Genomic DNA, 22,552 nt, shown 5'->3' on the forward strand with positions numbered 1-22,552 from the left:
CTAGTCGGCCTGCTCGGCCGTCTTCAGCACGGAAGCCTCGCGCCCCCGCCGCGCATAGCGTTGCGCCAGCACGGCGCACACCATCAGCTGCATCTGATGGAACAGCATCAGCGGCAGCACGATCGCGCCCACCGCGTGCGAAGCGAACAGCACCTTCGCCATCGGTATGCCGCTGGCCAGGCTCTTCTTGGAGCCGCAGAACACGATCGTGATCTCGTCCTCGGTATCGAAGCCCAGCTTGCGCGCCAGCAGGGTCGTGAGGCTCAGCGCCAGCCCCAGCACCACCGCGCACACCACCAGCAACCCGACCAGCGCATGCGCGGGCACCTGCTTCCACAACCCCTCGATCACGGCCGCGCTGAATGCCGTGTAGACGACCAGCAGGATCGAGCCCTGGTCGACGAACTTCAGCACCGCGGCGCGGCGCTGTATCCACTTGCCGATCAACGGCCGCAGCAGATGCCCCGCCACGAACGGCACCATCAACTGCAGCAGGATGCGTCCGATCGAGTCCAGCGACGAGCTTGCGTGGCCGCCGTTCGGCAGCACCACCAGATTGACCAGAATCGGCGTGATGAACACACCCAGCAGCGTGGAGGCCGATGCACTGCAGATGGCGGCGGGCATGTTGCCCCGAGCCATCGCCGTGAAGGCGATAGCCGACTGCACCGTGGCAGGCAGCACGCACAGATAGAGCACGCCGGTGTAGAGCTCTGGTGTCACCAGCGGCAGGAGCAGTGGCTTGAGCACCAGCCCGAGCATGGGAAACAGCACGAAGGTGCTGCCGAACACCAGCAGGTGCAGCCGCCAGTGCGTGAGCCCGTTCAAGATCGCCTCGCGCGACAGCTTGGCGCCGTGCAGGAAGAACAGCAGCCCGATGGCGGCGGTCGTGAGCAGCTCGAAGAAATGCGCCACCTTGCCGCTTGCAGGCAGCAGGCTGGCAAAGGTCACGACCGAGAGAAGCGCGAAGGTGAAGTTGTCGGGAAGAAAGCGGGGGCGGGACATGTTGCAACTTGGGGCGCTGCGCGCGTTGCAGGCGCGCAGGCCGACTCAGCAGGGGAATGTGTGATTTCCGCGCATGAATCTCGTCGCCAATTTGCGGAGCCCGGCGCGTGCTCCTCGCGCCTTTGAGGGTGCATTTTCGGCGAAGTCCGGCAGCGGCTGCCGGTCGGCGAAAAATGCCCCTGCCTCAGTGTGCGGCGGGCGAACTGAACTGCGCCTGACGGTGGCGCAGGCAGTAGTCGATCAGGTCGTCGATTTCGGTGGCCTTGTCGAACACGGCATCGGCACCGAGGTGCACGCATTTGCGCCGCATGTCGGGCGTGGCGTAGTTGCTGAGCACCACCATCTTCTGCGACGGGTCGCGGTGGCGACACGCTTCGAGCACGCGAAAACCGGTGCCGTCCTTCAGGAACAGGTCGACGATGGCCAGGTCCCACTGCGACAGGTTGTCTGAAAGCCAGCGCGAGCCTTCCTCCTCTGACTCGGCCTCGCCGACCGGATCGACTCGCGCCACCTCGCGCAGCGTGCCCACAAGGCTCTTGCGGATGGTCGGGTTGTCTTCGACGATGAAAGTGCGAACTGTGGTCATGGGCTGGCTCGTCTCTACGCTGTGTTCACAGGCTACAAAGTGCACCCGGCACAAGTCGAAGGCATGACACCCCACCGCCGGTAGGACAAGACTGGCGCCCTGCCCCACCGGAGCCATTCAGAGCGTCAGGATCGTGCAGCCCGTGGTCTTGCGCGCCTCCAGGTCGCGGTGCGCCTGCTGCACGTCGGCCAGTGCATAGCGCTGGTCGATCGGGATCTTCACCGCGCCGCTTCGCACCACCGCGAACAGGTCGTCGGCCATCGCCTGCGTGCTTTCGCGCGTGGCCATGTGCGTGAACAGTGTTGGCCGCGTCACATAGAGCGAGCCCTTGGACGCCAGCAAGCCGAGGTTGACCGGCGGCACCGGACCCGAGCCGTTGCCGAAGATGGCAAGCAGGCCGAAGGGGCGCAGGCAGTCGATCGAGCCTTCGAAGGTGTCCTTGCCCACCGAGTCGTACACCACCTTCACGCCCTTGCCGCCGGTAATCTCCTTCACGCGGGCCGCGAAGTTCTCGGTACTGTAGTTGATGGCGTGCGCCGCGCCGTGCGCCAGCGCGAGCTTGCACTTGGCATCGCTGCCGGCCGTGCCGATCAGCTGCAGGCCCAGCGCCTTGGCCCACTGGCAGGCGATCAGGCCCACCCCGCCGGCCGCTGCATGGAACAGGATGAAGTCGCCGGCCTGCAGGCCTTCGGCCGGCAGCGTCTTCTTCAGCAGGTACTGGGTGGTCAGGCCCTTGAGCATCATGGCCGCGCCAGTCTCGAAGGAGATGTCGTCGGGCAGCTTGCACACGCACTTGGCCGGCATCACGCGCAGTTCGCAGTAGGCGCCCGGCGGCGGGCTGGCATAGGCGGCGCGATCGCCGGGCTTCAGGTGCGTCACGCCCTCGCCCACCGCCTCGACGATGCCCGAGGCTTCCATGCCCAACTGCAGCGGCATCGCGAACGGGTAGAGCCCGCTGCGCTGATAGGTGTCGATGAAATTCAGGCCCACGGCCTTGTGGCGGATGCGGATCTCGCCGGGGCCGGGCTCGCCGACTTCCACGTCGACGATCTTCAGTTCTTCGGGGCCGCCATGGCGGTCGATACGGACGGCTTTGCTCATCATCGTTGCAGTCTCCACACACAGGAAAAGAAGAGGGATGGGCATCCTGCCACGTCTGGGTTTCCCGTGGCGGCGCGGGGCATCATTGCCCGGTAGAGTCGGCGGCCATGCAGACACAGCCGCAGCGCCTCGCTCCCCTCACCGTTCTCCTGCTCGTCGTTCCGCCGCTGCTCTGGGCCAGCAATGCCGTGGTCGGCCGGCTGGTGCGCGACATGGTGTCGCCGCTCACGCTGAACTTCGTGCGCTGGGTCATCGCGTTCGCGCTGCTGTTGCCGCTGGCCGCGCCGGTGTTGCGCCGCAACAGCCCGCTGTGGGCGCACTGGAAACGCTACGCGGTGCTCGGGCTGCTGGGCATCGGCCTGTACAACGCGTTCCAGTACTTGGCGCTGCAGACCTCCACGCCCATCAACGTGACGCTGGTCGGCTCCAGCCTGCCGCTGTGGATGCTCGCGACCGGGGCGCTGTTCTTCGGCGCACGCATCAGTGCCCGCGAAATCGGTGGCGCGCTGCTGTCGATGGTGGGCGTGCTGCTGGTGCTCAGTCGCGGCGAATGGCAGCAACTGCTTGGGCTGCGGCTGGTGCCGGGCGACCTCTACATGATCCTGGGCACCATCGCCTGGGCCTTCTACAGCTGGCTACTGGCGCGCACGCACGAGCCCAAGGCCGTGCGGCAGGACTGGGCCGCGTTCCTGATGTCGCAATTGGTGTTCGGTGTCGCATGGTCGGGCGCGCTGGCCGCCGGTGAATGGACGCTGACACCCGCCCACATCGACCTGGGCTGGCCGCTCATCGCCGCGATGCTGTTCATCGGCATCGGGCCCGCGGTGGTGGCGTATCGCTGCTGGGGAACCGGCGTGCAACGCGCGGGCCCGCAGGCGGCAAGCATCTTCATGAACCTCACGCCGCTGTTCGCGGCGGTGCTGTCGGCGGCCTTTTTGCGGGAGCCGCCGCATTGGTACCACGGCGCGGCGTTTTTGCTTATCGTGGGCGGGATCGTGGTGGCGTCCCGGCGCTGAAAACACCGGGCCTCGCGCGGCCTGGGGGCGAGCTCAGTACGTGCCCGGGTAGGCCCCGCCGTCGGCGAGCACGTTCTGGCCGGTCATGTAGCCGGCCTGCATGCTGCAGAGAAACGCGCAGATGGCGCCGAACTCGGCCGGCGTGCCGAAGCGCTTCGCAGGAATGTTCTTCTTGCGGGCTTCCCAGACGGTATCGAAGTCCTGGCCCGACTTCTGCGCCGCGCCGGCCATCGTGCCCTTGAGGCGGTCGGTGTCGAAGGAACCCGGCAGCAGGTTGTTGATGGTCACGCCCTGCGCTGCGATGGGCGTGCGCGCCACGCCGGCCACGAAGCCGGTGAGGCCGCTGCGCGCGCCGTTCGACAGGCCCAGGATGTCGATGGGCGACTTCACCGAGCTCGACGTGATGTTCACGATGCGGCCGAAGCCGCGCTTGGCCATGCCGTCGACCGTGGCCTTGATCAGCTCGATGGGCGTGAGCATGTTGGCGTCGACCGCCTTGATCCACGCCTCGCGGTCCCAGTTGCGGAAATCACCGGGCGGCGGGCCGCCCGCGTTGGTGACGACGATGTCGAAGTCATGGCCCAGCGCGAACACTGCGGCGCGGCCGGCTTCGGTCGTGATGTCGGCGGCCACGTGCTTGACGAACGGGCCCGATGCGCCTGCAGCTTCCGTCAGCTTCTTCGCGGCCGCTTCCAGTGCCTCGGCGCCGCGCGCCACGATCACCACGTTCACGCCTTCGCGCACCAGCGCCTCGGCGCAGCCGTAGCCCAGCCCCTTGCTCGCGCCGCACACCAGCGCGGTCTTGCCTGCAATACCCAGATCCATGTTGTTGCTCCAGTGAGTAAGTCAGTACGGCAAGGGGCTTCAGCGCCCCTTGCGTGTGAAAACGAAAATGCCCGCGATGACGAGCACGGTGCCGGCCGCGATCCACGGCGTGAACGGCTCGCCCAGTATGACCACCCCCATGAGGATGGTCGACAGCGGCCCGATCATGCCGGTTTGCGCGGCCACGGCCGGGCCGATGCGCTCGATGGCCATCATCACCATCAGCACGGGCACTGCCGTGCAAAGCGTGGCGTTGAGCACCGACAGCCAAATGACCTCGGGCGCCACCTGCATCGCCACGCTCATCGGCCGCGTCAGCACGAACTGCAGGATGCACAGCACGCAGGCCACGGTGGTGGCCAGTCCCACGAGCCGCAGCGACCCCAAGCGCTTGACGAACTCGCCGCTGTAGACGAGGTAGCCCGCATAGCTCACCGCGCTCAGGAACACCAGGAACGCGCCCCACGCCGCCGCCCCGCCGCCCTTGCCGCCGCCCCCGGTCCACAGTTCGTGGCCGAACACCAGCAGCACGCCGGCATAGCTCACGACCATGCCCAGCACCTGCTGGCGCGTGGCGCGCCGCCGGTACATCAGCCAGCCGAACAGCAGCACCAGCGTGGGGTTGAGATACAGGATCAGCCGCTCGAAGCTGGCCGAGATGTACGCGAGCCCCGCAAAGTCGAGAAAGCTCGCGAGGTAGTAGCCCGAGAAGCCGAGCCCGATCACGCCGATCCAGTCGCGGCCGGTGAGCGCGGGCTTGCCGCGCCCCGCCCACAATGCCATCACGGCAAAGAGCGGCAGCGCGAACAGCATGCGCAGCATGATGAGCGTGATGGCGTCAACGCCGTAGCGGTACGCCAGCTTGACGATGATGGCCTTGCCGCTGAACGCGATGGCGCCCAGCGTGGCGAGTATCAGACCGGACGCATAGCCTTTTCTTGCGCCGTCGTGAGTTGGGATGCCGAGCGATGCGGCTGTCTTGTTCATCCCCCGATCATCGCGGGAACCTCGAGACCTTGCTCAATACCCTGCAGCCAGGCCGTCGCGGCGCGGATCGCTGGCAGCCACGTAGCCTTCCACCGAAGGCTCGCCCGCGCGCCAGATGAACTGACCGGCGCCGAAGTCCTGGTACGAGTCGTTGATCACTTCCAGGTGGTGGCCCAGGTCGCGCAGGCCCTGCACCGTGGCCGGGTTCATCGCGGCCTCGACGTTGATCTCGAGCCCCGCGTTGAAGCGCCAGCGCGGAGCGTCGCAGGCGGCCTGCGGGTTCTGCTTGTAGTCGAGCATGCGCACCAGCGTCTGCATGTGGCCCTGCGGCTGCATGTTGCCGCCCATCACGCCGAAGCTCATCACCGGCTGGCCGTCCTTGGTGAGGAAGGCCGGAATGATGGTGTGGAACGGGCGCTTGCCCGGCGCCACCACGTTCGGGCTCTCGGCCTTCAGGCTGAAGCCGTGACCACGGTTCTGCAGGCTGATGCCGAATTCGGGCTCCACGCAGCCCGAGCCGAAGCCCATGTAGTTGCTCTGGATGAAGCTCACCATCATGCCGCTCTCGTCGGCGGCCGTGAGGTAGATGGTGCCGCCCTTGACGGGGTTGCCGGCCTTGAAGTCTTGCGCCTTCTTCGCATCGATGAGGCGGGCGCGTGAGGCGAGGTACGCATCGTCGAGCATCTGCTCGGTCGTGACTTCCATCGTCTTGCGTTCCGACACGTAGCGGTACACGTCGGCAAAGGCCAGCTTCATCGCTTCGATCTGCAGATGCTGCGATTGCACCGAGTCGACCGGCAGCGAGGCGATGTCGAACTTTTCGAGAATGCCGAGCGCGATGAGCGCGGCAATGCCCTGGCCGTTAGGCGGAATCTCGTGCAGCGTGTGGCCGCGGTAGTCGCGCGATATCGGCTTGACCCACTCGGGCTGGTAGGCCGCGAGGTCGGCCACCGTGAGCGCACCGCCCTGCTCGGCCGAGAACTTCGCCAGCGCCTCGGCGATCTCGCCGTTGTAGTAGGCCTCGCCCTTGGTGCGTGCAATGGCCTTGAGCGCACGCGCGGCGGCCGTGAAGCGGAACAGCTCGCCCACCTCGGGCGCGCGGCCCCACGGCAGGAAGGTCTGCGCAAAGCCCGGTTGCGAGCCCAGCAACGGCGCGGCCGCAGCCCACTTGCCCTGCACCACCGGCGGCACAAGATACCCGCGCTCGGCGATGTCGATGGCCGGCACCAGCAGGTCGGCGAACGGCAGCTTGCCGAAGCGCTCGCTCATGGCCACCCAGCCGCGCACAGCGCCCGGCACCGTGACCGAGTCGATGCCGCGCATGGGCGGATTGGCCGCGTCGGCACCGTACTTGGCCTTGAAGTACTCGGGCGTCCAGGCCTTGGGCGCGGGGCCCGAGGCGTTGAGGCCGTGCAACTCCTTGCCGTCCCACAGGATGCAGAAGGCATCGCTGCCCAGGCCGTTGCTCACCGGCTCGACCAGCGTCATCACGGCGGCAGTGGCAATGGCCGCATCGACCGCGTTGCCGCCCTGCTGCAGGATGCGCAGGCCGGCCTGCGAGGCCAGCGGGTGCGAGGTCGACACCACGTTGCGCGCGAAGATCGGGATGCGGGTCGAGAGGTAGGGGTTGTTGAAATCGAAGTTCATTTCGGCGTGCTCTTCTTTCTCTGCTTCATTCGTTGGTGATCTTGCGGTCGACGACGATCTTCTTCCACTTGGCAGCGTCGGCGGCGACCATCTTCGCGAACTGGTCGGGCGTGCCCGGCGTCGCGGTCTCGATGCCCAGGCGCGCGAGTTTCTCTTTCACTTCAGGATCGGCAAGTGCCTCGTTGGCCGCCTTGTTTATCTTCGCGACGATGTCGGCCGGCAGGCCCTTCGGGCCGTAGAAGCCGAACCACGTGTTCGATTCGTAACCCGGCAGCGTGTCGGCAATCGGCGGCAGTTCGGGCGCCAGCGGGCTGCGCTTGAGCGAGGTAACACCCAGTGCGCGCAGGCGGCCGTCACGCACGTGCGGCATGCCGGTGGGCAGCGAGTCGAACAGCACGTCGATCTTGCCGCTGATCAGGTCGGGAATGGCCAGCGCCGTGCCCTTGTAGGGAATGTGCGTGACGAACACGCCGGCCTGCGCCTTGAACAGCTCGGCCGTGAGCTGCACGATGGTGCCGTTGCCGCTCGATGCGTAGTTGAGCTTGCCGGGGTTCTTCTTCGCGTAGTCGATCCACTCGCGCACCGTCTTGGCGGGCGAATTGACCGGCACCAGCATGATGCTGGCCGCGTCGCCTACATGCGCGATGGGCGTGAAGTCGCGCACCGTGTCGTAGGGCAGCTTGCTGACGGCCGGGCCGATCGAATGCGTGCTGGTGGTGGCCAGCAGGATCGTGTAGCCATCGGTCGGGGCCTTGGCAGCCTGGTCGGAGCCGATGGCACCACCCGCGCCGGGCTTGTTGTCGACCACCAGCGTGGTGCCGAGCTTCTCGCCCATCTTCTGCCCCAGCGTGCGGGCGAAGAGGTCGGTGGCGCCGGCCGCCGGGAACGGCACGATCAGGCGGATCGGCTTGTTCGGGTAGCCCTGGGCCAGGCTGGCGGACGAAGCGGCCATGCCGAGCGCAACGGCGAGCACCTGGAGGAACTGGAGGCGTTTCATGTACGGAATTCTTGCCTGTGAACGAAAAAAGGATGCTATGCAGCGGCAGCGCATCAAGCCAGATAATTCTGCTTATTCAACTATCAAAGCTGTTTATGGCAAGGAACACCGCTGAAGAGATCTCGCTGCAGCAGTTGCGGGCGCTGACGGCGGTGGCCGAAACGGGCAGCTTCACACTGGCGGCCGAGGCATTGCAGCTCACGCAGCCGGCCATCAGCCATCTGGTCAAGCGCCTGGAAGAAGAGCTGGCGCAGCCGCTGGTCGTGCGCGGCCGCCGCATCCGCATGACCAATGCGGGCCAGATGATGGTCGACACGGCCGTGCGTGCGCTGCGGCTCATCGATGAATCCGTCGATGCCTGCCGCTCGCAGTCGCAGCTGCGCGAAGGCCGCATCGTGCTGGCGGTGGGCCATCTGACTGCAGGCGCCCTGTTGCCGCCGTTGCTCGGCCGTTTTTCGCAGAAGCACCCGACGCTCGCGACCACGCTGCTCGACAGCACCGCGGATCAGATGATCTCGCGCATCCTCTCGCAGGAGGCAGACCTGGGCTTCGGCTCCGACATCGGCCAGAAGCACTCGGAGCTGGCAACGGAGCCGCTGTTCTCCGACCGCATGGCCCTCTTCGTGCGGGACGACCATGCGTTGGCGCAGCACGCCGTGGTCGAGGCCCGGCACCTGGAGGCGCTGCCCTTCATCCACGTCAACCCCGACGCCAATGTGTGGCGTGCGGTGAGCCGCCAACTGTCGAGCATGGCCAACGTGTACCCGCGCGTGGTGCATCACGTGTCGATGCTGTCGACAGCCTTCGGCCTCATCCAGGCGGGTGCAGGGGTAGCGCTGCTGCCGCGCTATGTGGAAGTGCTGATGCCGGCCAACCTGCGGGCGTTGGGCGTGGTGCGGCCCACGCTGGAGTACCCGGTGGTCGCCATCCGGCTGGCCAAGCACCCGCTCAACCCGGCTGCCATGGCTTTTCTGGCGATGGCTCGGCAGCATATGAAGCCGCCCCGAACGCTCACCTAAAGAGTCGTCGCATCAACGAAAAACGGCGCCCGAAGGCGCCGTCTTGAAGGGAGCAGAACGCCGTCAGTCTTCGACGAAGGCCTCTTCGCGCTTCGACTTCACAGCCGGCAGCAGCACGATGATCAGCAGCAATGCAGCCGCAGCCAGCAGGCTCGCCGAGATCGGACGCGTCACGAACACGCTCCAGTCGCCACGCGACAGCAGCAGCGAGCGGCGCAGGTTCTCTTCCATCATCGGCCCGAGGATGAAGCCCAGCAGCAACGGCGCAGGCTCGCAACCCAGCTTGAAGAAGGTGTAGCCCACCAGACCGAAGATGCCCACCATCCAGATGTCGAAGGTGTTGTTGTTGGTCGAGTACACGCCGATCGCGCAGAACAGCACGATCGCCGGGAACAGGTACTTGTACGGCACCGACAGCAGCTTGATCCACATGCCGATCAGCGGCAGGTTCAGGATGATCAGCATTGCGTTGCCGATCCACATCGAGGCGATCAGGCCCCAGAACAGCTCGGGGTTGCTGGTCATGACCTGCGGACCCGGCTGGATGTTGTGGATCGTCATTGCGCCCACCATCAGCGCCATCACCGCGTTGGGCGGAATGCCCAGCGTCAGCAGCGGGATGAAGGAAGTTTGCGCACCGGCATTGTTGGCCGACTCGGGAGCCGCCACGCCGCGGATGTTGCCCTTGCCGAAGGGCACTTCGCCCGGCTTCAGCTTGGTCTTCTTCTCGATCGTGTAGGCCGCGAAAGCCGCCAGCAGCGCACCGCCGCCAGGCAGGATGCCAAGAGCCGCGCCCAGTGCCGTGCCGCGAAGCACCGCGGGAACCATGCGCTTGAAGTCTTCCTTGGTCGGGAACAGGCCCGAGACCTTGGCAGTGAACACTTCACGCTCGTCATCGGGGCGCGAGAGGTTGGCAATGATTTCGCCATAACCGAACACGCCCATGGCGATGGCCACGAAGCCGATGCCGTCGGTGAGCTCCGGAATGTCGAAGCTGTAGCGAGCGACACCCGAGTTCACGTCGGTGCCGACCAGACCCATCAGCAGGCCCAGCACGATCATCGCGATGGCCTTGAGCAGCGAGCCCGAAGCCAGCACCACGGCGCCGATCAGGCCCAGGATCATGAGCGAGAAGTATTCGGCCGGGCCGAACTTGAAGGCCAGCTCGGTCAGCGGCGGTGCGAAGGCGGCCAGGATCAGCGTGCCGACGCAACCAGCGAAGAACGAACCCAGGCCGGCAGCGGCGAGTGCCGGACCCGCCCGGCCCTTGCGCGCCATCTGGTAGCCGTCGATCACGGTCACCACCGACGATGATTCGCCCGGCAGGTTGACCAGAATCGCGGTGGTGGAGCCGCCGTACTGCGCGCCGTAGTAGATGCCGGCCAGCATGATCAGCGCCGACACGGGCGGCAGCGCGTACGTGGCGGGCAGCAGCATCGCGATGGTCGCGACCGGGCCGATGCCCGGGAGCACGCCGATCAGCGTGCCCAGAATGCAGCCGACGAGGCAGTACAGCAGGTTGGTGAAGGTAAAGGCAACGCCAAAACCCATCGAGAGGTGTTCAACCAATTCCATGATGTGAGCAGCTTTCTTCTCAGCCGGTGATGAAGGTCGGCCAGACCTGGATCTGGAGCTTCAGCGCCCAGATGAACGCGACATAGCTGCCGACGGCCAGCACAGTGGCCAGGACGAGCACGCTGGGCAGCTTGAACTCATGGCCCGCAAGGCTGGAGATGATCACCAGCGCGTAGATGGCGATGATCATGCCCATGGCCGGCACGCCGATGCTCGGCAGGCCGCCGAGCAGAATGCCGAATGCGAGGTTGGCGCCCAGGATGAACACCACCTGCTTCCAGGCCCATTTGCCGATCTTTTCGCCGTCGGTGGTTTCAACGGTGAGCCCGCTGAACATGATCCCGAGGCCGATGAGGGCCATCAGGATGCCGAGCATCAACGGGAAATAACCCGGACCCATGCGGGCCCCGGTGCCCACGGTGTAGGTGGTGGCGCCCCATGCGAACGCCACACCCACCACCGTGAACATCAGACCCGAGAAAAAGTCTTTCTGACTCTTGATCTTCACGAACAGTCTCCTCGAACAAATTTCGATGCGGGATTGTCGAGTCAGCTTCCGGTCAGACTGATGTGGATTCCACTAACCGCCGGCCTAGGGATAACCCGAAAGGTCTCAGCGACCTCTTAGATGCTGAACTGCCGGATTATTCCAGCGGCGGCGTGGCGCTCAGCACCTCTTCGATGGTCGTCACGCCTTCGGCCACGCGCAGCGCGCCGGCCAGCCGCAGCGGCCGCATGCCGTCGATCACGGCCTGCCTGCGCAGCCCGCCCAGGTTGGGCTCCTTCGTGACCTGCGCCTTGAACGCCTCGCTGATGCTCAGCAGTTCGTACAGTCCCATGCGGCCCATGTACCCGGTCATGCGGCAATCGACACAACCCACCGGCTTGTAGGCGCGCACCGAGCCCGTGATCTGCCACGGCTTGACGATGGTCTCCAGCTTCTCGCGGGTGACGGTGTCGTCGGGCTGCTTGCAGTTGGGGCACAGCGTGCGCACCAGCCGCTGTGCGAGCACGCCCAGCATCACCGCGTTGATGAGGTACGAAGGCACGCCCAGCTCCATCATCCGCGTGATGGCGCTCGGCGCGTCGTTGGTGTGCAGCGTGCTGAACACCAGATGGCCGGTGAGCGCGGCCTGCACCGCCATCTCGGCGGTGGCGAGGTCGCGGATTTCGCCGACCATGATGATGTCCGGGTCCTGCCGCATCAGCGCGCGCAGGCCTTCGGTAAACCCGAAGTCCAGCTGCGGCTGCACCTGCGTCTGGTTGAACGAGGGCTCGATCATTTCGATCGGGTCTTCCACCGTGCTCACGTTGACCTCTTCGGTCGCGACGCGCTTGAGCGTGGAATACAGCGTGGTGGTCTTGCCCGAACCCGTGGGCCCAGTCACCAGGATGATGCCGTTGGGCCGCGTGACCAGCTGTTCCCAACGCTGCGCGTCGTGCTGCGCAAAGCCCAGCGCGTCGAGATCTTTCACTGCCGTGTCGGGGTCGAAGATCCGCATCACCATCTTCTCGCCGAAGGCGGTCGGCAGGGTCGACAGGCGCATTTCGACTTCGTCGCCGCGCATGTTGCGGGTCTTGATGCGGCCGTCGAGCGGACGGCGCTTTTCCACCACGTCCATGCGGCCCAGCAGCTTGATGCGCGCGACCATCGCGTTCATCACGCCCATCGGCATCTGGTAGGCCGGATGCAGGATGCCGTCGATGCGAAAGCGGATCACGCCCTGCTCGCGGCGCGGCTCCAGGTGGATGTCACTCGCGCGCTGGTCGAAGGCGTACTGCCACAGCCAGTCGACCACCTGCACCACGCTCTGGTCGTTGGCGTCGAGTTGCTTGTTGCTCTTGCCGAGCTCCACCAGCTGCTCGAAGCTCGCGCCGCCGGTGTTGCCGCCGGCCTTCTGCGCGGCGCGCACCGACTTCGCCAGCGCGAAGAACTCGGCCGTGTAGCGCTGGATGTCGGCCGGGTTGGCGACCACGCGGCGCACCGAGCGGCGCGCCTGGCGCTCGACCTCGGCGATCCAGTCGGTGAGGAAAGGCTCGGCCGTGGCCACCACCACCTCGTTGGGCAGCACCTGCACCGGCAACACCTTGTGGCGCTCCGCGTAGGCGGCGCTCATGGTGTCGGCCACCTTGCCCACGTCGACCTTGAGCGGGTCGATGCGCAGGTACGTGAGCCCGGCGCGGCCCGCGAGCCATTGCGTAAGCATTTCGAGGTCCAGCGGCTTGTTGTCGCTCTCTCGCGTCATGGCCACGTTGGCCAGCCGCACCAGCGGTGCCTGCCGGCTTTCGGCCTGTGCGCAGCGCGCGATGGTGCGCTTGGCTTCGACCGGGGAAATCACGCCATCGGCGGCGAGCCATTCAATAAGGCGCCGCAGGTCGAGCGGGCCTTCGTGGCGGGCGGCCAGGGGGGCGGGAGCAGAAACAGCGGGAACAGCGCTCATGAGCCGGCAGGTCGAGTGATTGAAATATTCAGGGGCTTGAAGACTCGCAACCATTTCGGCGCGGGCAAGCCCCAGCGAGTCTGGATCGTTTGGGCGCGCTCGGCAAGCGCCTCGCGCTTCGGACGGCTCGGCGTGCGCTGCGCGAGCACCACCGTGTTGCCTTCGCGCGTCGGCTTGAAGGCCCAGACGGCGTCGGCGCCGAATGCGCCGGCGATCTTTTCGAGGCTGCGCTCGTAGCTCGACGAGCGGCCGAAGAGATTGACCGTCATGCAGCCGTCTTCGGTGAGCAGCGCGCGGCAGTCGGCATAGAAGTCTTCGCTGTCGAGCACAGGCGCGGCGGCCTCGTGGTCGTACAGGTCGACCTGCAAGGCATCGACAGTGCCGTGCCATCCGGGCTTGCGGATCTCGGCTGCGGCGTCGGCGATCACCACGCGCAGCTTCGGGTCGTCAGGCGGCAGCTTGAACCAGCCGCGGCAGGCCGACACCACCTGCGGATTGAGCTCGATCGCGGTGGTGCGCATGCGCAGGATCTTGCGGCTGAACTTGGTGAGCGTGGCTGCCCCCAGGCCGAGCTGCATCGCATGGCGGGTGGCCACGGTCTTGCCGTCGGCAAACAGCAGCCAGGCCATCATGCGCTGCACATATTCGAGTTCGATCTCGAAAGGCGCGTCGAGCTTCATCGAACCCTGGACCCATTCGGTGCCCAGGTGCAGGTAGCGGATGTCGCCCCAGTCGGAGAAATTGACTTCGGGGAGAGAAATAGAAGTTTTGCTCGATGCCATCGATGCCGTCAGACGACTAGTTTGTGGGTGGCCAGCACCTCGCGCCACGCCGCAAGCTTGCGCTCGAAGCTCCACGACGCATTGGCAGGACTGGTGGAAGGCAGCTGGTAGACCGGCACGCCGAGGGTGCGCGTATGGCGCGCATGCTTGAAGCTCTCGCCGCCGTTGTGCGCAATGGCGGCGAGCTTCGGCAGATGCAGCCCGGCAATGTCGTTCGCCACGGGCGCGCGGATGGCCGAGTCGAGGCTGCCCTCGCGCTCGCAAGACGCGTACACGTCCCACACGCCCAGGCCGCGGTCGAGCAGCCAGCGGCAGCGCTGCGCGTAGCTGTCTACGCCCGACGGCAAAGGGACTTCGGGCCAGACAGCTTGCAAGATCTTCCAGAACTGGTTTTGGGGGTGTGCATAGTACTGCTGCCGCTCGAGCGACTTGACCCCGGGGAAGCTGCCGAGGATGAGCACGGCCGTTGCAGGCGAGACGATGGGCGCCAACCCCGTGAGCATGGAGCTGGCGGCATCGGATGCGGCGGGTGGATTCATGGGCGGCAATCGTGCCACCGTCCCGCGTGCACTTGCGCGGCCCATGAAAAAACCCGCCGAAGCGGGTTCTTTCGCGAAAGCCGAAGCCGGCTTGTCAGCTCTTACTTCTTGGCGGCTTCGTTCTCGGCCGTGCCGGGGATCTTCTCGCCGATGGCCTTGCCGGTGCTGCGCATGCCGTCGGCCGTCTTGTGGCCGGCGCTCTCGACGACTTCGCCGGTCTTGGTGGCTGCATGCTTGGTGGCGGTGGTCGCCTTCTTGGTCGTGCGCTTGGTGGCGCTCCAGGCCTTCTTGGCGCCCTTTTCGGTGGCGTTGACGGCCTTCTTGGTGGTGCGCTTGGTGGCGTCAACAGCGTCCTTGCCGGCTTCCTTCACCTTTTCAGTGGTGGAGGGCTCGGCCGGGGCCGGGGCGGTGGCAGCAGGCGCGGTGGTCTGGGCCACGGCCGACACGCCGATGGAGGCGAGCGCCAGCGCGAGGACGACGGGCACGGTGCGAATGAAAGACGTGGTCATGTAAAGCTCCTTGTTGGATGAAGTTTTGAGTGACTGACTTGCCACTGAACCAGCAACGAACTGGTGAAGTTCAAGGATGACAGCAAATCCACGGCATCTGCACGCATCCGGGCAGGTCGGGGCATTGGCCTACGCGGGTTGCGGCGGGCGCTCCGACATGGCCATGAGGTTTTCGAGACGCGGAAGCGTTTCGAGCGCGTTCCGGGTGGTGGCCGCGGCCAGTTCGTCGATGCCCATGCCCCGCAGGCCGGCCACCACTTCGGCGATGCGCGGCAGCTCGGCCGGCTCGTTGCGGCCCTGCGGTTGGCCGGCGTCGCGCTGGGCCTGCGTGCGGTACAGCCAGTGCGGCTGGATGTCGGGCGCATCGGTCTCCATCACGATCGATTCGATTGGCAGCGTGGTTGCCAGTCGCCGCAGCTGCAGGGCCCGCTCGAAGGTCACCGCGCCGCCGAAGCCCAGCTTCAACCCGAGATCGATGCACGCATGGGCTTGCTGCTCGCTACCGTTGAAGGCATGGGCAATGCCCTGCCACGGCCTGCCGCCCGCCGTCTGGCGAAGATGCTTGAGCACCTTGTCGACCGAGCGCCGCACGTGGATGAGCACGGGTAACCCATGCTTGCGTGCCAGTTGCAACTGAGTGTGAAAAAAGCGCTCCTGCTTCGGGCCGTCGAGCCCCTCGACGAAGTAGTCGAGCCCGATCTCGCCGACCGCCACGAGCCGCGGGTCGCCGCGCCGTGCGGTCAGTTCGGCATCGAGGGTTTCAAGGTCTTCGTCCTTCGCCTCGCCGGTGCACAACGGGTGGATTCCCAGCGCGTAGGCATCGCCCTGCGCGTGGGCCAGTTCGCGCACGGCGGCGAAATTGAAGACGGCCACCGCCGGGATCACGCACATCGCCACCCCCAGCCCGGCGGCGCGGGCGCGCAGGGCCGGCATCTCCGCACCGAATTCGGGCGCATCCAGATGGCAGTGGGTATCGACGAAGGTAGCCATCGCACGATGATGCCTGATGGGATGCGCAGGCGCGGAAAGCGTGCTACTGTGAACTCCTTCACGCGATTTTTTAGCCGGAGGTGCTCCGATGCGCAGGCCCGCTTTCTACAGCCGTTCGCCCCGCACGCTGCCACCGGCCGCAGACGAGGCGGCCGAACGGGCGGATGCGCCAGCATCGGCTGAAAACGCCGGCGGGGGCCAGTCCCTGCAGGCTGCTCCCGCGAAAAAACCCGGCTGGCAACCCGGTCGCCGCAGCTTCGCGCTGCTCTTCCTGCTGTCGGCCGCGCTGGTCACCGGCGCCGCCCTGTGGATGCCGCGCCCGGGCGCCAAGGCACTCACGCAAAAAGACATCGACGCGGCCGTGCTGCGCACGCTGCAGACCAACACCCTGCCCTCGCCCGCGGCCAAGGCGGCCGACATCATCCGGCCCTCGGTGGTACGGGTGGTGAGCTACGGCGAAGAAAAGCACACGCCCGAAGCCAAGACCCAGAAGCGCGGACGCAACATCGCCAAGGGCAAGCCGCCTGAAGCACCCAACGACGGCGAGGCCCCGGGCGAGGTCGAGCGCGGCGTGGGCACGGGCGTGGTGATCGTCGACAAGGGCGTGATCCTCACCAACCTGCACGTGGTCGCAGGCGCCGACAAGATCAAGGTCACCTTCTACGACGGGCTGGAAGCCATCGCCACCATCACCGGCGTGCAGCCCGAGAACGACCTCGCGGTACTGCAGGCGCAAAAGATTCCCGACGACCTGATCCCCGCCACCATGCGCTCGACCGCCGACCTGCGCCCCGGCGACCAGGTGGCGGCCGTGGGCTTTCCGTTCGGCATCGGGCCATCGGTGTCGGCTGGCGTGGTGTCGGGCCTGAAGCGCTCGTTCCGCTCGCCCGAAGGCAAGCAGGAGCTGGGCAACCTGATCCAGTTCGATGCCGCAGCCAATCCGGGCAATTCAGGCGGGCCGCTGATCAACATGGACGGCGAGGTGCTCGGCATCGTCACCGCCATCCTCAACCCGACGCAGCAGCGCACTTTCATCGGCATCGGCTTCGCGGTGCCCATCGAGAACGCCGCGTCCGCCGCGGGTTCGCCACCGTTCTGACCGATCCTTCTTCGAAAGTCCTTCGCATGAGCACAGCAGAGACCGTCAATCCCACGCCCGCCGGCACCGCCGAACTGATGGAGCAGATCCTCTATGAGGTGAAGCGCGTGGTCGTGGGCCAGGACCGCTTTCTGGAGCGCGTGATGGTCGGCATGCTTGCGGGCGGGCACCTGCTGGTCGAAGGTGTGCCGGGCCTTGCGAAGACGCTCACCATCAAGACGCTGGCCGACACCGTGCGCGGCCAGTTCAAGCGCATCCAGTTCACGCCCGACCTGGTTCCGGCCGACCTCGTGGGCACGCGCATCTACAACCAGAAGACCGGCGAGTTCAGCACCTCGCTCGGCCCCGTGTTCGCCAACCTGCTGCTGGCCGACGAAATCAACCGCGCGCCGGCCAAGGTGCAGAGCGCGCTGCTCGAAGTGATGCAGGAGCGCCAGGTCACCATTGCCGGCGAAACGCACAAGGTGCCGCGCCCCTTCCTCGTGATGGCCACGCAGAACCCCATCGAGACCGAGGGCACCTATCCGCTGCCCGAGGCGCAGGTCGACCGCTTCATGATGAAGGTGCTGGTCGACTACCCGAGCGACGAGGAAGAGTTCGTCATCGTCCAGCGCGTGATCGGCCCGCCCGTCAACGCCACGCCGGTCGCCACCACCGAGCAGCTCGCGGCGCTGCAGGCCGAGGCGCGGCGCGTGTACGTCGACCCTTCGCTCATCCAGTACGCCGTGAAGCTGGTGTCGGCCACGCGCACGCCCGAGAAGCACGGCCTGAAGGACCTGCGCCGCTTCATCACCTTCGGCGCCAGCCCGCGCGCGAGCATCAGCCTGACCGAAGGCGCACGCGCCCTGGCGCTCTTGCGTGGCCGCAGCTATGCGCTGCCGGAAGACATGACGGCGCTGGTGCCCGACGTGCTGCGCCACCGCGTGACGCTCTCCTACGAAGGCTTGTCCGAAGGCCTGACGCCCGATGGCCTGGTCGAGAAGATCATGCGTGCAGTCCCTGCTCCACCGAAACCGCTCGAACATGAAAAGCTGGTGGCCTGAAATGAGCACACCCCCAGTCTTCGCGCACTTCGTGTCGCTTCGCCACCCCCCTTGCAGGGGGCAACACCAGCGGCCCGGCAAAGCCGGTTCCGCGGTGTTCCCTGAAATCGCATGAAAAGCTGGTGGCGTAAGGCCCCCGCGGCCGCAAACGACGAACGGCTCGCCGCAGAAGCCGGTGGGGCCGAGCGCGCGCTGCGCCGGCTCGAATGGACCGTGATCCGCCGCCTCGACGGCCTGTTGCAGGGCGACTACCGCACGCTGATGCGCGGCACCGGACTCGACCTGGCCGACCTGCGCGAGTACCAGCACCACGACGACGTGCGCCACATCGACTGGAACGTCACCGCGCGGCTGCAGACGCCGCATGTGCGCGTGTTCACCGAAGACCGCGAGATGGCCGCGTGGTTCGTGCTCGACCTGAGCCGCTCGGTCGATTTCGGCTCGGGCCTGAAGGCCAAGCGCGAGATCTCGGCGGGCTTCGTCGGCGTGCTGGCACGGCTGCTCACGCGGCACGGCAACCGGGTCGGAGCACTGGTCTACGGCAGCGACCTCGAAGCGGTGATTCCGCCGCGCAGCGGACGGCGCCACGTGCTGCACCTGCTGCATGCGATGGAAAAGCGCGCCGGCAAGGCCGAGACCGCCCCCACGCAGAAAGGCATGACGCGCCTGGATGGCCTGCTCAAGTCGGCCGCCACGCTGATGCCGCGCCGCTCCACCGTGTTCGTGGTGTCCGACTTTTTGAGCGAACCCGGCTGGGAGCGCCCGCTGGGCCAGCTGGTGCAACGCCATGAAGTGGTCGCCGTGCGCCTGTTCGACCCGCTCGAACTCGAACTGCCCGACCTCGGCCTGGTGCCGCTGCGCGATGCCGAGACCGGCGAGCAGCTGTGGGTCGACACCCACGACGCCGGTTTTCGCAAGCGCTTCGCGCGCCTGGCGTCCGAGCGTGAAACCGCACTGCGCGAGGCGCTGGCAAGGGCAGGCGTCGACGCGCTCGAGCTCTCGACCCAGGACGACCTGGTGGAAGCCATCGTCCGTTTCGCCGATATGCGCAAGCGCCGCACGCGCATCGGAGGCCCAGCTGGCATGAAGGCGGTGGCAGCATGACTTTTCTCTGGCCTCAATTCCTCTGGCTGCTGGCGGCCCTGCCACTGCTGATCCTGCTCTATCTCTGGCTGCTGCGGCGCAAGAAGAAGCTGGCCGTGCGCTACGCCAGCCTGTCGATCGTGCGCGAAGCCATGGGCGCCGGGCAGAGCATCCGGCGGCACATTCCGCCCTTGCTTTTCCTGCTGGCCATGGCTGCGATGCTGGTGGCCGCAGCGCGGCCGATGGCGGTGGTGGTGCTGCCGTCGAACCAGCAGACCATCATCCTGGCAATGGACGTGTCGGGCAGCATGCGCGCGGCCGACGTGCAGCCCAACCGGCTCGTGGCGGCGCAGGAGGCAGCCAAGAGCTTCATCAAGGACCTGCCTCGCAGCGTGAAGGTAGGCATCGTCGCCTTCGCGGGCAGCGCGCAGGTGGCGCAACTGCCCACCACCAACCACGAAGACCTGGTGACCGCCATCGACAGCTTCCAGCTCCAGCGCGCCACCGCCACGGGCAATGCCATCGTGGTGTCGCTGGCCACGCTGTTCCCCGATGCGGGCATCGACGTCGAGCAGTTCAGCGCGCCGAGCCGCCAGCGCGGCATGCCGATCGACCAGAACGAGAAGAAGCTCAAGGACTTCACACCCGTGGCGCCGGGTTCCTTCACCTCCGCCGCGATCATCATGCTGACCGACGGCCAGCGCACCACCGGCGTCGACCCGCTCGATGCGGCCAAGGCTGCGGCCGACCGCGGCGTGCGCATCTACACGGTGGGCGTGGGCACCGTCGATGGCGAAACCATCGGCTTCGAAGGCTGGTCGATGCGCGTACGGCTCGACGAAGACACGCTCAAGGCCATCGCCAACAAGACGAACGCCGAGTACTTCTACGCCGGCACCGCGAACGACCTGAAGAAGGTCTACGAGACACTGAGCTCCAAGCTCACGGTGGAGAAAAAGGAAACCGAAATCTCGGCGCTGTTCGCGATGTGCGCGGCGGTGCTGACGCTGCTGTCGGCGGGGCTGTCGCTGCTCTGGTTCAACCGGATTCTTTAGAGGATCTGCGTGGCTTGGCCGCAGGCGCATCGGGCGTCTTGACCGCCCCGATGCCCCCCAGGAACAGATCGGCCACGATCGGCGCAATGGCCGCGTGGTCGAGCCGGCCGCCCGGCTTCATCCAGGTGAACATCCAGTTGATCATGCCGAACAGCAGCATGGTCAGCGGCTTGGCAAGGTCGTCACTCGGCGCACCGGGGCGCAGCGCAGACACCGCACGCGCAAAGCCCGCGACCACCTCGCGCTCCTTGTCGAGCACGCGTTCGCGGTCGGCTTCCGCGAGAAAGCGCACGTCGTCGGTCAGCACGCGGTGCGCGTCCTGCGCGCCGGCGTATTCCTCGACGATGCGGTAGATGAAGCGGCGCAGGCGCTGCTCGTCGGTGTGCGTCGAGGCCTCTTCCTCGGCCACCAGCGCCGCGAGCTTGGAGACGTGCGTCTCGGCGATGCTGATCAGCAGGCTGCTCTTGTCCTTGTAGTAGTGATAGAGCGTGGCCTTCGAGAGGCCGCAGGCCTCGGCCACCTGGTTCATCGAGGTGGCGGGATAGCCGCTGCGCGCGAACAGCTGGGCGGCCTGCGCGAGGATCAGTTCACGCTGATCGTCGTAAGTGGCGGATCTTCCACGCGGCATCGGGTCGGTTTCCTGGGTTGGACTGTTGGAGACAACGCGCGATCTTGCACGAAGCGCGAATGGGGTCAGCCCCGCTTGGTGGCAATGAGCGAACGCACCTCGGTGGCCGGCAGGCGCGGGCGGTCTGCCTCCACCTGCGCGAGCGGCGCCACCTCATGCAGGCTCGCCAGGCTGCGCACCGTGAGCTCCTGATAGGTCTGCGTGCCTTCGAGCTTCCACGCGATCTCGTCCTCGCTCAGCTCGCGCTTCACCTTTGCCGGAATGCCCGCGACCAGCGAACGTGCCGGCACCTTCATGCCGGCCGGCACGAAGGCACAGGCCGCGACGATGGCCTTCTCGCCGATCTCGGCCTCGTCCATCACCACAGCGTTCATGCCCACCAGCGCGTCGCGCCGCACGATGCAGCTGTGCAGGATCGCGCCATGGCCGATGTGGCCGTTGACCTCGATCACCGTGTCGTTGTCGGGAAAGCCGTGCACACAGCAGTGGTCCTGCACGTTCGAGCCCTCCTCCAGCACGATGCGGCCGAAGTCGCCGCGCAGGCTGGCGCAGGGGCCTACATAACAGTTCGGGCCGACGATCACGTCGCCGATCAGCACGGCAGTGGGGTGCACGTACGCGCTCGGGTCGACGACCGGAATTACGCCGTCGATGGAATAGCTGGGCATTCGGTCTCCTTTATTTTTTGCGGGACTCAGGGTTTGCCCTGAATAGCTCCAGCTTGTGCCGGTTGCAGGCTCGATACTAAAATCAACCGAACGGTCGGTCAATAGTGTTTGCGCTCCGATCCGCTCCCACAAAGGATGAAAGAGACACGCGATGACTGAGCCTTTGGTACTCACCGGCAACGCCGGCGCCGTGCGCACGTTGAGCCTCAACCGCCCCGCGGCGCTCAACAGCTTCACGACGCAGCTGCACGCCGAACTCATGGCGGCGCTGGAGCTGGCGGCTCAAGACGAAAGCGTGCGCTGCGTGGTGCTCACGGGCGCAGGCCGTGCCTTCTGCGCAGGGCAGGACCTGGCCGACCCTTCGGTCGCCCCCGACCCGACACCCGGCGCCGCGCCCAAGGACCTGGGCCACGTCATCTCCACTTACTACGCCCCGCTGGTCGCGCGCCTGCGCTCGATGCCGGTGCCGGTGATCGCAGCTGTCAACGGTGTTGCGGCCGGAGCAGGCGCCAATCTCGCGCTGTGTTGCGACCTCGTGGTGGCGGCCCGCTCGGCCAGCTTCATCCAGGCCTTCACCAAGATCGGCCTCGTGCCCGACACCGGCGGCACCTGGCTGCTGCCGCGCCTCGTGGGTTCGGCTCGCGCACTCGGCATCGCGCTGCTGGGCGACAAGCTGCCGGCGGAAGAAGCCGCTCGCATCGGCCTGATCTGGCAATGCGTGGACGACGCGGCGCTGACTGAAACCACGGCGGCGCTCGCACTGAAGCTGGCCGGCATGCCGACCCGCGCCCTCGTCGCCACGCGCCAGGCCATGGCCGCCGCGCAAGACATGGACCTTGACGCAGCACTCGCCGAAGAAGCCCGCCTCCAGCGCGACATGGGCAACGCCAACGACTACCGCGAAGGCGTCGAAGCCTTCCGCGCCAAGCGCGCCCCCGTGTTCAAGGATCGCTGAGC

General features: G+C 66.5%; 23 protein-coding genes. 7 read left to right on the plus strand and 16 right to left on the minus strand.

Going from position 1 to position 22,552, the window contains the following annotated elements; translation table 11 throughout:
- The 3 genes from BMW87_RS08525 to BMW87_RS08535 form a co-directional block, all read right to left on the minus strand.
- On the minus strand, positions 1-1,005 hold the full coding sequence (locus tag BMW87_RS08525) for a bile acid:sodium symporter family protein (RefSeq protein WP_093075765.1): 1,005 nt from the start codon (positions 1,003-1,005) through the stop codon (positions 1-3).
- A 184-nt stretch (positions 1,006-1,189) separates the two neighbouring features.
- Complete coding sequence (locus BMW87_RS08530; protein ID WP_093075767.1) at positions 1,190-1,591, minus strand: response regulator; 402 nt, start codon at positions 1,589-1,591, stop codon at positions 1,190-1,192.
- 117 nt (positions 1,592-1,708) lie between these two features.
- Complete coding sequence (locus BMW87_RS08535) at positions 1,709-2,692, minus strand: quinone oxidoreductase family protein (protein WP_093050337.1); 984 nt, start codon at positions 2,690-2,692, stop codon at positions 1,709-1,711.
- A 107-nt stretch (positions 2,693-2,799) separates the two neighbouring features.
- On the opposite strand from BMW87_RS08535, the gene BMW87_RS08540 reads away from it, so the two are divergent.
- On the plus strand, positions 2,800-3,708 hold the full coding sequence (locus BMW87_RS08540; protein ID WP_093075768.1) for a DMT family transporter: 909 nt from the start codon (positions 2,800-2,802) through the stop codon (positions 3,706-3,708).
- 33 nt (positions 3,709-3,741) lie between these two features.
- Here BMW87_RS08540 and BMW87_RS08545 read toward each other — a convergent pair whose 3' ends face one another.
- Genes BMW87_RS08545 through BMW87_RS08560 form a run of 4 tightly spaced genes read right to left on the minus strand, consistent with a single transcriptional unit; the run spans position 3,742 to position 8,164 of the window.
- A complete protein-coding gene (locus tag BMW87_RS08545) occupies positions 3,742-4,533 on the minus strand; it encodes an SDR family oxidoreductase (RefSeq protein WP_093048901.1) in 792 nt (263 codons plus the stop codon).
- A gap of 39 nt (positions 4,534-4,572) precedes the next feature.
- A complete protein-coding gene (locus tag BMW87_RS08550) occupies positions 4,573-5,520 on the minus strand; it encodes a DMT family transporter (protein WP_093075770.1) in 948 nt (315 codons plus the stop codon).
- Between the two features lie 33 nt (positions 5,521-5,553).
- Positions 5,554-7,167, minus strand: coding sequence for a gamma-glutamyltransferase family protein (locus BMW87_RS08555; protein WP_093075771.1), 1,614 nt, complete (start codon positions 7,165-7,167; stop codon positions 5,554-5,556).
- A 25-nt stretch (positions 7,168-7,192) separates the two neighbouring features.
- Positions 7,193-8,164, minus strand: a complete 972-nt coding sequence (locus tag BMW87_RS08560) for a Bug family tripartite tricarboxylate transporter substrate binding protein (RefSeq protein WP_093075773.1) — start codon at positions 8,162-8,164, stop codon at positions 7,193-7,195.
- A 95-nt stretch (positions 8,165-8,259) separates the two neighbouring features.
- Here BMW87_RS08560 and BMW87_RS08565 point away from each other — a divergent pair, with 95 nt between their 5' ends.
- Positions 8,260-9,183, plus strand: coding sequence for a LysR family transcriptional regulator (locus BMW87_RS08565; RefSeq protein ID WP_093075774.1), 924 nt, complete (start codon positions 8,260-8,262; stop codon positions 9,181-9,183).
- A gap of 63 nt (positions 9,184-9,246) precedes the next feature.
- On the opposite strand, the gene BMW87_RS08570 is transcribed toward BMW87_RS08565, so the two are convergent.
- The 7 genes from BMW87_RS08570 to BMW87_RS08600 all read right to left on the minus strand — a co-directional run bounded on the left by BMW87_RS08570 (position 9,247) and on the right by BMW87_RS08600 (position 16,019).
- Positions 9,247-10,758 (minus strand): tripartite tricarboxylate transporter permease, encoded by a 1,512-nt coding sequence (locus BMW87_RS08570; protein WP_093048886.1) that lies wholly within the window; start codon positions 10,756-10,758, stop codon positions 9,247-9,249.
- Between the two features lie 19 nt (positions 10,759-10,777).
- Positions 10,778-11,266, minus strand: coding sequence for a tripartite tricarboxylate transporter TctB family protein (locus tag BMW87_RS08575; RefSeq protein ID WP_093048883.1), 489 nt, complete (start codon positions 11,264-11,266; stop codon positions 10,778-10,780).
- A gap of 136 nt (positions 11,267-11,402) precedes the next feature.
- Positions 11,403-13,199, minus strand: coding sequence for a type IV pilus assembly ATPase TfpB (locus BMW87_RS08580; RefSeq protein ID WP_093048880.1), 1,797 nt, complete (start codon positions 13,197-13,199; stop codon positions 11,403-11,405).
- A complete protein-coding gene (locus tag BMW87_RS08585; RefSeq protein WP_093075776.1) occupies positions 13,196-13,981 on the minus strand; it encodes a class I SAM-dependent methyltransferase in 786 nt (261 codons plus the stop codon). Before BMW87_RS08585 ends, BMW87_RS08580 begins: the two co-directional genes overlap by 4 nt.
- 8 nt (positions 13,982-13,989) lie before the next feature.
- Positions 13,990-14,520 (minus strand): DNA-deoxyinosine glycosylase, encoded by a 531-nt coding sequence (locus BMW87_RS08590; RefSeq protein WP_093048874.1) that lies wholly within the window; start codon positions 14,518-14,520, stop codon positions 13,990-13,992.
- A 101-nt stretch (positions 14,521-14,621) separates the two neighbouring features.
- Positions 14,622-15,029, minus strand: coding sequence for a hypothetical protein (locus BMW87_RS08595; protein ID WP_093075777.1), 408 nt, complete (start codon positions 15,027-15,029; stop codon positions 14,622-14,624).
- Positions 15,030-15,158: 129 nt separating this feature from the next.
- Complete coding sequence (locus BMW87_RS08600; RefSeq protein ID WP_093075779.1) at positions 15,159-16,019, minus strand: TatD family hydrolase; 861 nt, start codon at positions 16,017-16,019, stop codon at positions 15,159-15,161.
- An 88-nt stretch (positions 16,020-16,107) separates the two neighbouring features.
- On the opposite strand from BMW87_RS08600, the gene BMW87_RS08605 reads away from it, so the two are divergent.
- The 4 genes from BMW87_RS08605 to BMW87_RS08620 all read left to right on the plus strand — a co-directional run bounded on the left by BMW87_RS08605 (position 16,108) and on the right by BMW87_RS08620 (position 20,299).
- A complete protein-coding gene (locus BMW87_RS08605; protein WP_093048866.1) occupies positions 16,108-17,118 on the plus strand; it encodes a S1C family serine protease in 1,011 nt (336 codons plus the stop codon).
- A gap of 26 nt (positions 17,119-17,144) precedes the next feature.
- On the plus strand, positions 17,145-18,161 hold the full coding sequence (locus tag BMW87_RS08610) for an AAA family ATPase (protein WP_093048863.1): 1,017 nt from the start codon (positions 17,145-17,147) through the stop codon (positions 18,159-18,161).
- Between the two features lie 111 nt (positions 18,162-18,272).
- Complete coding sequence (locus BMW87_RS08615) at positions 18,273-19,265, plus strand: DUF58 domain-containing protein (RefSeq protein WP_093075780.1); 993 nt, start codon at positions 18,273-18,275, stop codon at positions 19,263-19,265.
- On the plus strand, positions 19,262-20,299 hold the full coding sequence (locus tag BMW87_RS08620; RefSeq protein ID WP_093075782.1) for a VWA domain-containing protein: 1,038 nt from the start codon (positions 19,262-19,264) through the stop codon (positions 20,297-20,299). The genes BMW87_RS08615 and BMW87_RS08620 overlap by 4 nt, the downstream gene beginning before the upstream one ends.
- Here BMW87_RS08620 and BMW87_RS08625 read toward each other — a convergent pair.
- Both BMW87_RS08625 and BMW87_RS08630 read right to left on the minus strand, forming a co-directional pair.
- Positions 20,283-20,927: a TetR/AcrR family transcriptional regulator gene (locus BMW87_RS08625; protein ID WP_093048854.1), complete on the minus strand. Its 645-nt coding sequence runs from the start codon at positions 20,925-20,927 to the stop codon at positions 20,283-20,285. The two genes, BMW87_RS08620 and BMW87_RS08625, sit on opposite strands and share 17 nt — an antisense overlap.
- Positions 20,928-20,992: 65 nt before the next feature.
- Entirely contained in the window at positions 20,993-21,595 is a 603-nt protein-coding gene (locus BMW87_RS08630; protein WP_093048851.1) for a phenylacetic acid degradation protein PaaY, read from the minus strand.
- Between the two features lie 151 nt (positions 21,596-21,746).
- Between BMW87_RS08630 and BMW87_RS08635 the strand changes: the two genes are divergently transcribed.
- A complete protein-coding gene (locus BMW87_RS08635; protein WP_093075783.1) occupies positions 21,747-22,550 on the plus strand; it encodes an enoyl-CoA hydratase-related protein in 804 nt (267 codons plus the stop codon).
- The last annotated feature ends 2 nt before the right edge of the window (positions 22,551-22,552 follow it).

It is taken from the genome of Variovorax sp. OV084, from assembly GCF_900111625.1.
Lineage (GTDB): Bacteria > Pseudomonadota > Gammaproteobacteria > Burkholderiales > Burkholderiaceae_C > Variovorax.

Excerpts from the sequence above, each read along its gene's own strand:
- BMW87_RS08545 (WP_093048901.1), bottom strand. The coding sequence starts at position 4,533 with ATGGATCTGGGTATTGCAGGCAAGACCGCGCTGGTGTGCGGCGCGAGC.
- BMW87_RS08600 (WP_093075779.1), bottom strand. The coding sequence starts at position 16,019 with ATGGCTACCTTCGTCGATACCCACTGCCATCTGGATGCGCCCGAATTC.
- BMW87_RS08560 (WP_093075773.1), bottom strand. The coding sequence starts at position 8,164 with ATGAAACGCCTCCAGTTCCTCCAGGTGCTCGCCGTTGCGCTCGGCATG.
- BMW87_RS08525 (WP_093075765.1), bottom strand. The coding sequence starts at position 1,005 with ATGTCCCGCCCCCGCTTTCTTCCCGACAACTTCACCTTCGCGCTTCTC.
- BMW87_RS08585 (WP_093075776.1), bottom strand. The coding sequence starts at position 13,981 with ATGGCATCGAGCAAAACTTCTATTTCTCTCCCCGAAGTCAATTTCTCC.
- BMW87_RS08595 (WP_093075777.1), bottom strand. The coding sequence starts at position 15,029 with ATGACCACGTCTTTCATTCGCACCGTGCCCGTCGTCCTCGCGCTGGCG.
- BMW87_RS08565 (WP_093075774.1), top strand. The coding sequence starts at position 8,260 with ATGGCAAGGAACACCGCTGAAGAGATCTCGCTGCAGCAGTTGCGGGCG.
- BMW87_RS08615 (WP_093075780.1), top strand. The coding sequence starts at position 18,273 with ATGAAAAGCTGGTGGCGTAAGGCCCCCGCGGCCGCAAACGACGAACGG.
- BMW87_RS08610 (WP_093048863.1), top strand. The coding sequence starts at position 17,145 with ATGAGCACAGCAGAGACCGTCAATCCCACGCCCGCCGGCACCGCCGAA.
- BMW87_RS08590 (WP_093048874.1), bottom strand. The coding sequence starts at position 14,520 with ATGAATCCACCCGCCGCATCCGATGCCGCCAGCTCCATGCTCACGGGG.
- BMW87_RS08625 (WP_093048854.1), bottom strand. The coding sequence starts at position 20,927 with ATGCCGCGTGGAAGATCCGCCACTTACGACGATCAGCGTGAACTGATC.
- BMW87_RS08635 (WP_093075783.1), top strand. The coding sequence starts at position 21,747 with ATGACTGAGCCTTTGGTACTCACCGGCAACGCCGGCGCCGTGCGCACG.
- BMW87_RS08530 (WP_093075767.1), bottom strand. The coding sequence starts at position 1,591 with ATGACCACAGTTCGCACTTTCATCGTCGAAGACAACCCGACCATCCGC.
- BMW87_RS08555 (WP_093075771.1), bottom strand. The coding sequence starts at position 7,167 with ATGAACTTCGATTTCAACAACCCCTACCTCTCGACCCGCATCCCGATC.
- BMW87_RS08580 (WP_093048880.1), bottom strand. The coding sequence starts at position 13,199 with ATGAGCGCTGTTCCCGCTGTTTCTGCTCCCGCCCCCCTGGCCGCCCGC.
- BMW87_RS08550 (WP_093075770.1), bottom strand. The coding sequence starts at position 5,520 with ATGAACAAGACAGCCGCATCGCTCGGCATCCCAACTCACGACGGCGCA.
- BMW87_RS08620 (WP_093075782.1), top strand. The coding sequence starts at position 19,262 with ATGACTTTTCTCTGGCCTCAATTCCTCTGGCTGCTGGCGGCCCTGCCA.
- BMW87_RS08605 (WP_093048866.1), top strand. The coding sequence starts at position 16,108 with ATGCGCAGGCCCGCTTTCTACAGCCGTTCGCCCCGCACGCTGCCACCG.
- BMW87_RS08535 (WP_093050337.1), bottom strand. The coding sequence starts at position 2,692 with ATGAGCAAAGCCGTCCGTATCGACCGCCATGGCGGCCCCGAAGAACTG.
- BMW87_RS08570 (WP_093048886.1), bottom strand. The coding sequence starts at position 10,758 with ATGGAATTGGTTGAACACCTCTCGATGGGTTTTGGCGTTGCCTTTACC.
- BMW87_RS08630 (WP_093048851.1), bottom strand. The coding sequence starts at position 21,595 with ATGCCCAGCTATTCCATCGACGGCGTAATTCCGGTCGTCGACCCGAGC.
- BMW87_RS08540 (WP_093075768.1), top strand. The coding sequence starts at position 2,800 with ATGCAGACACAGCCGCAGCGCCTCGCTCCCCTCACCGTTCTCCTGCTC.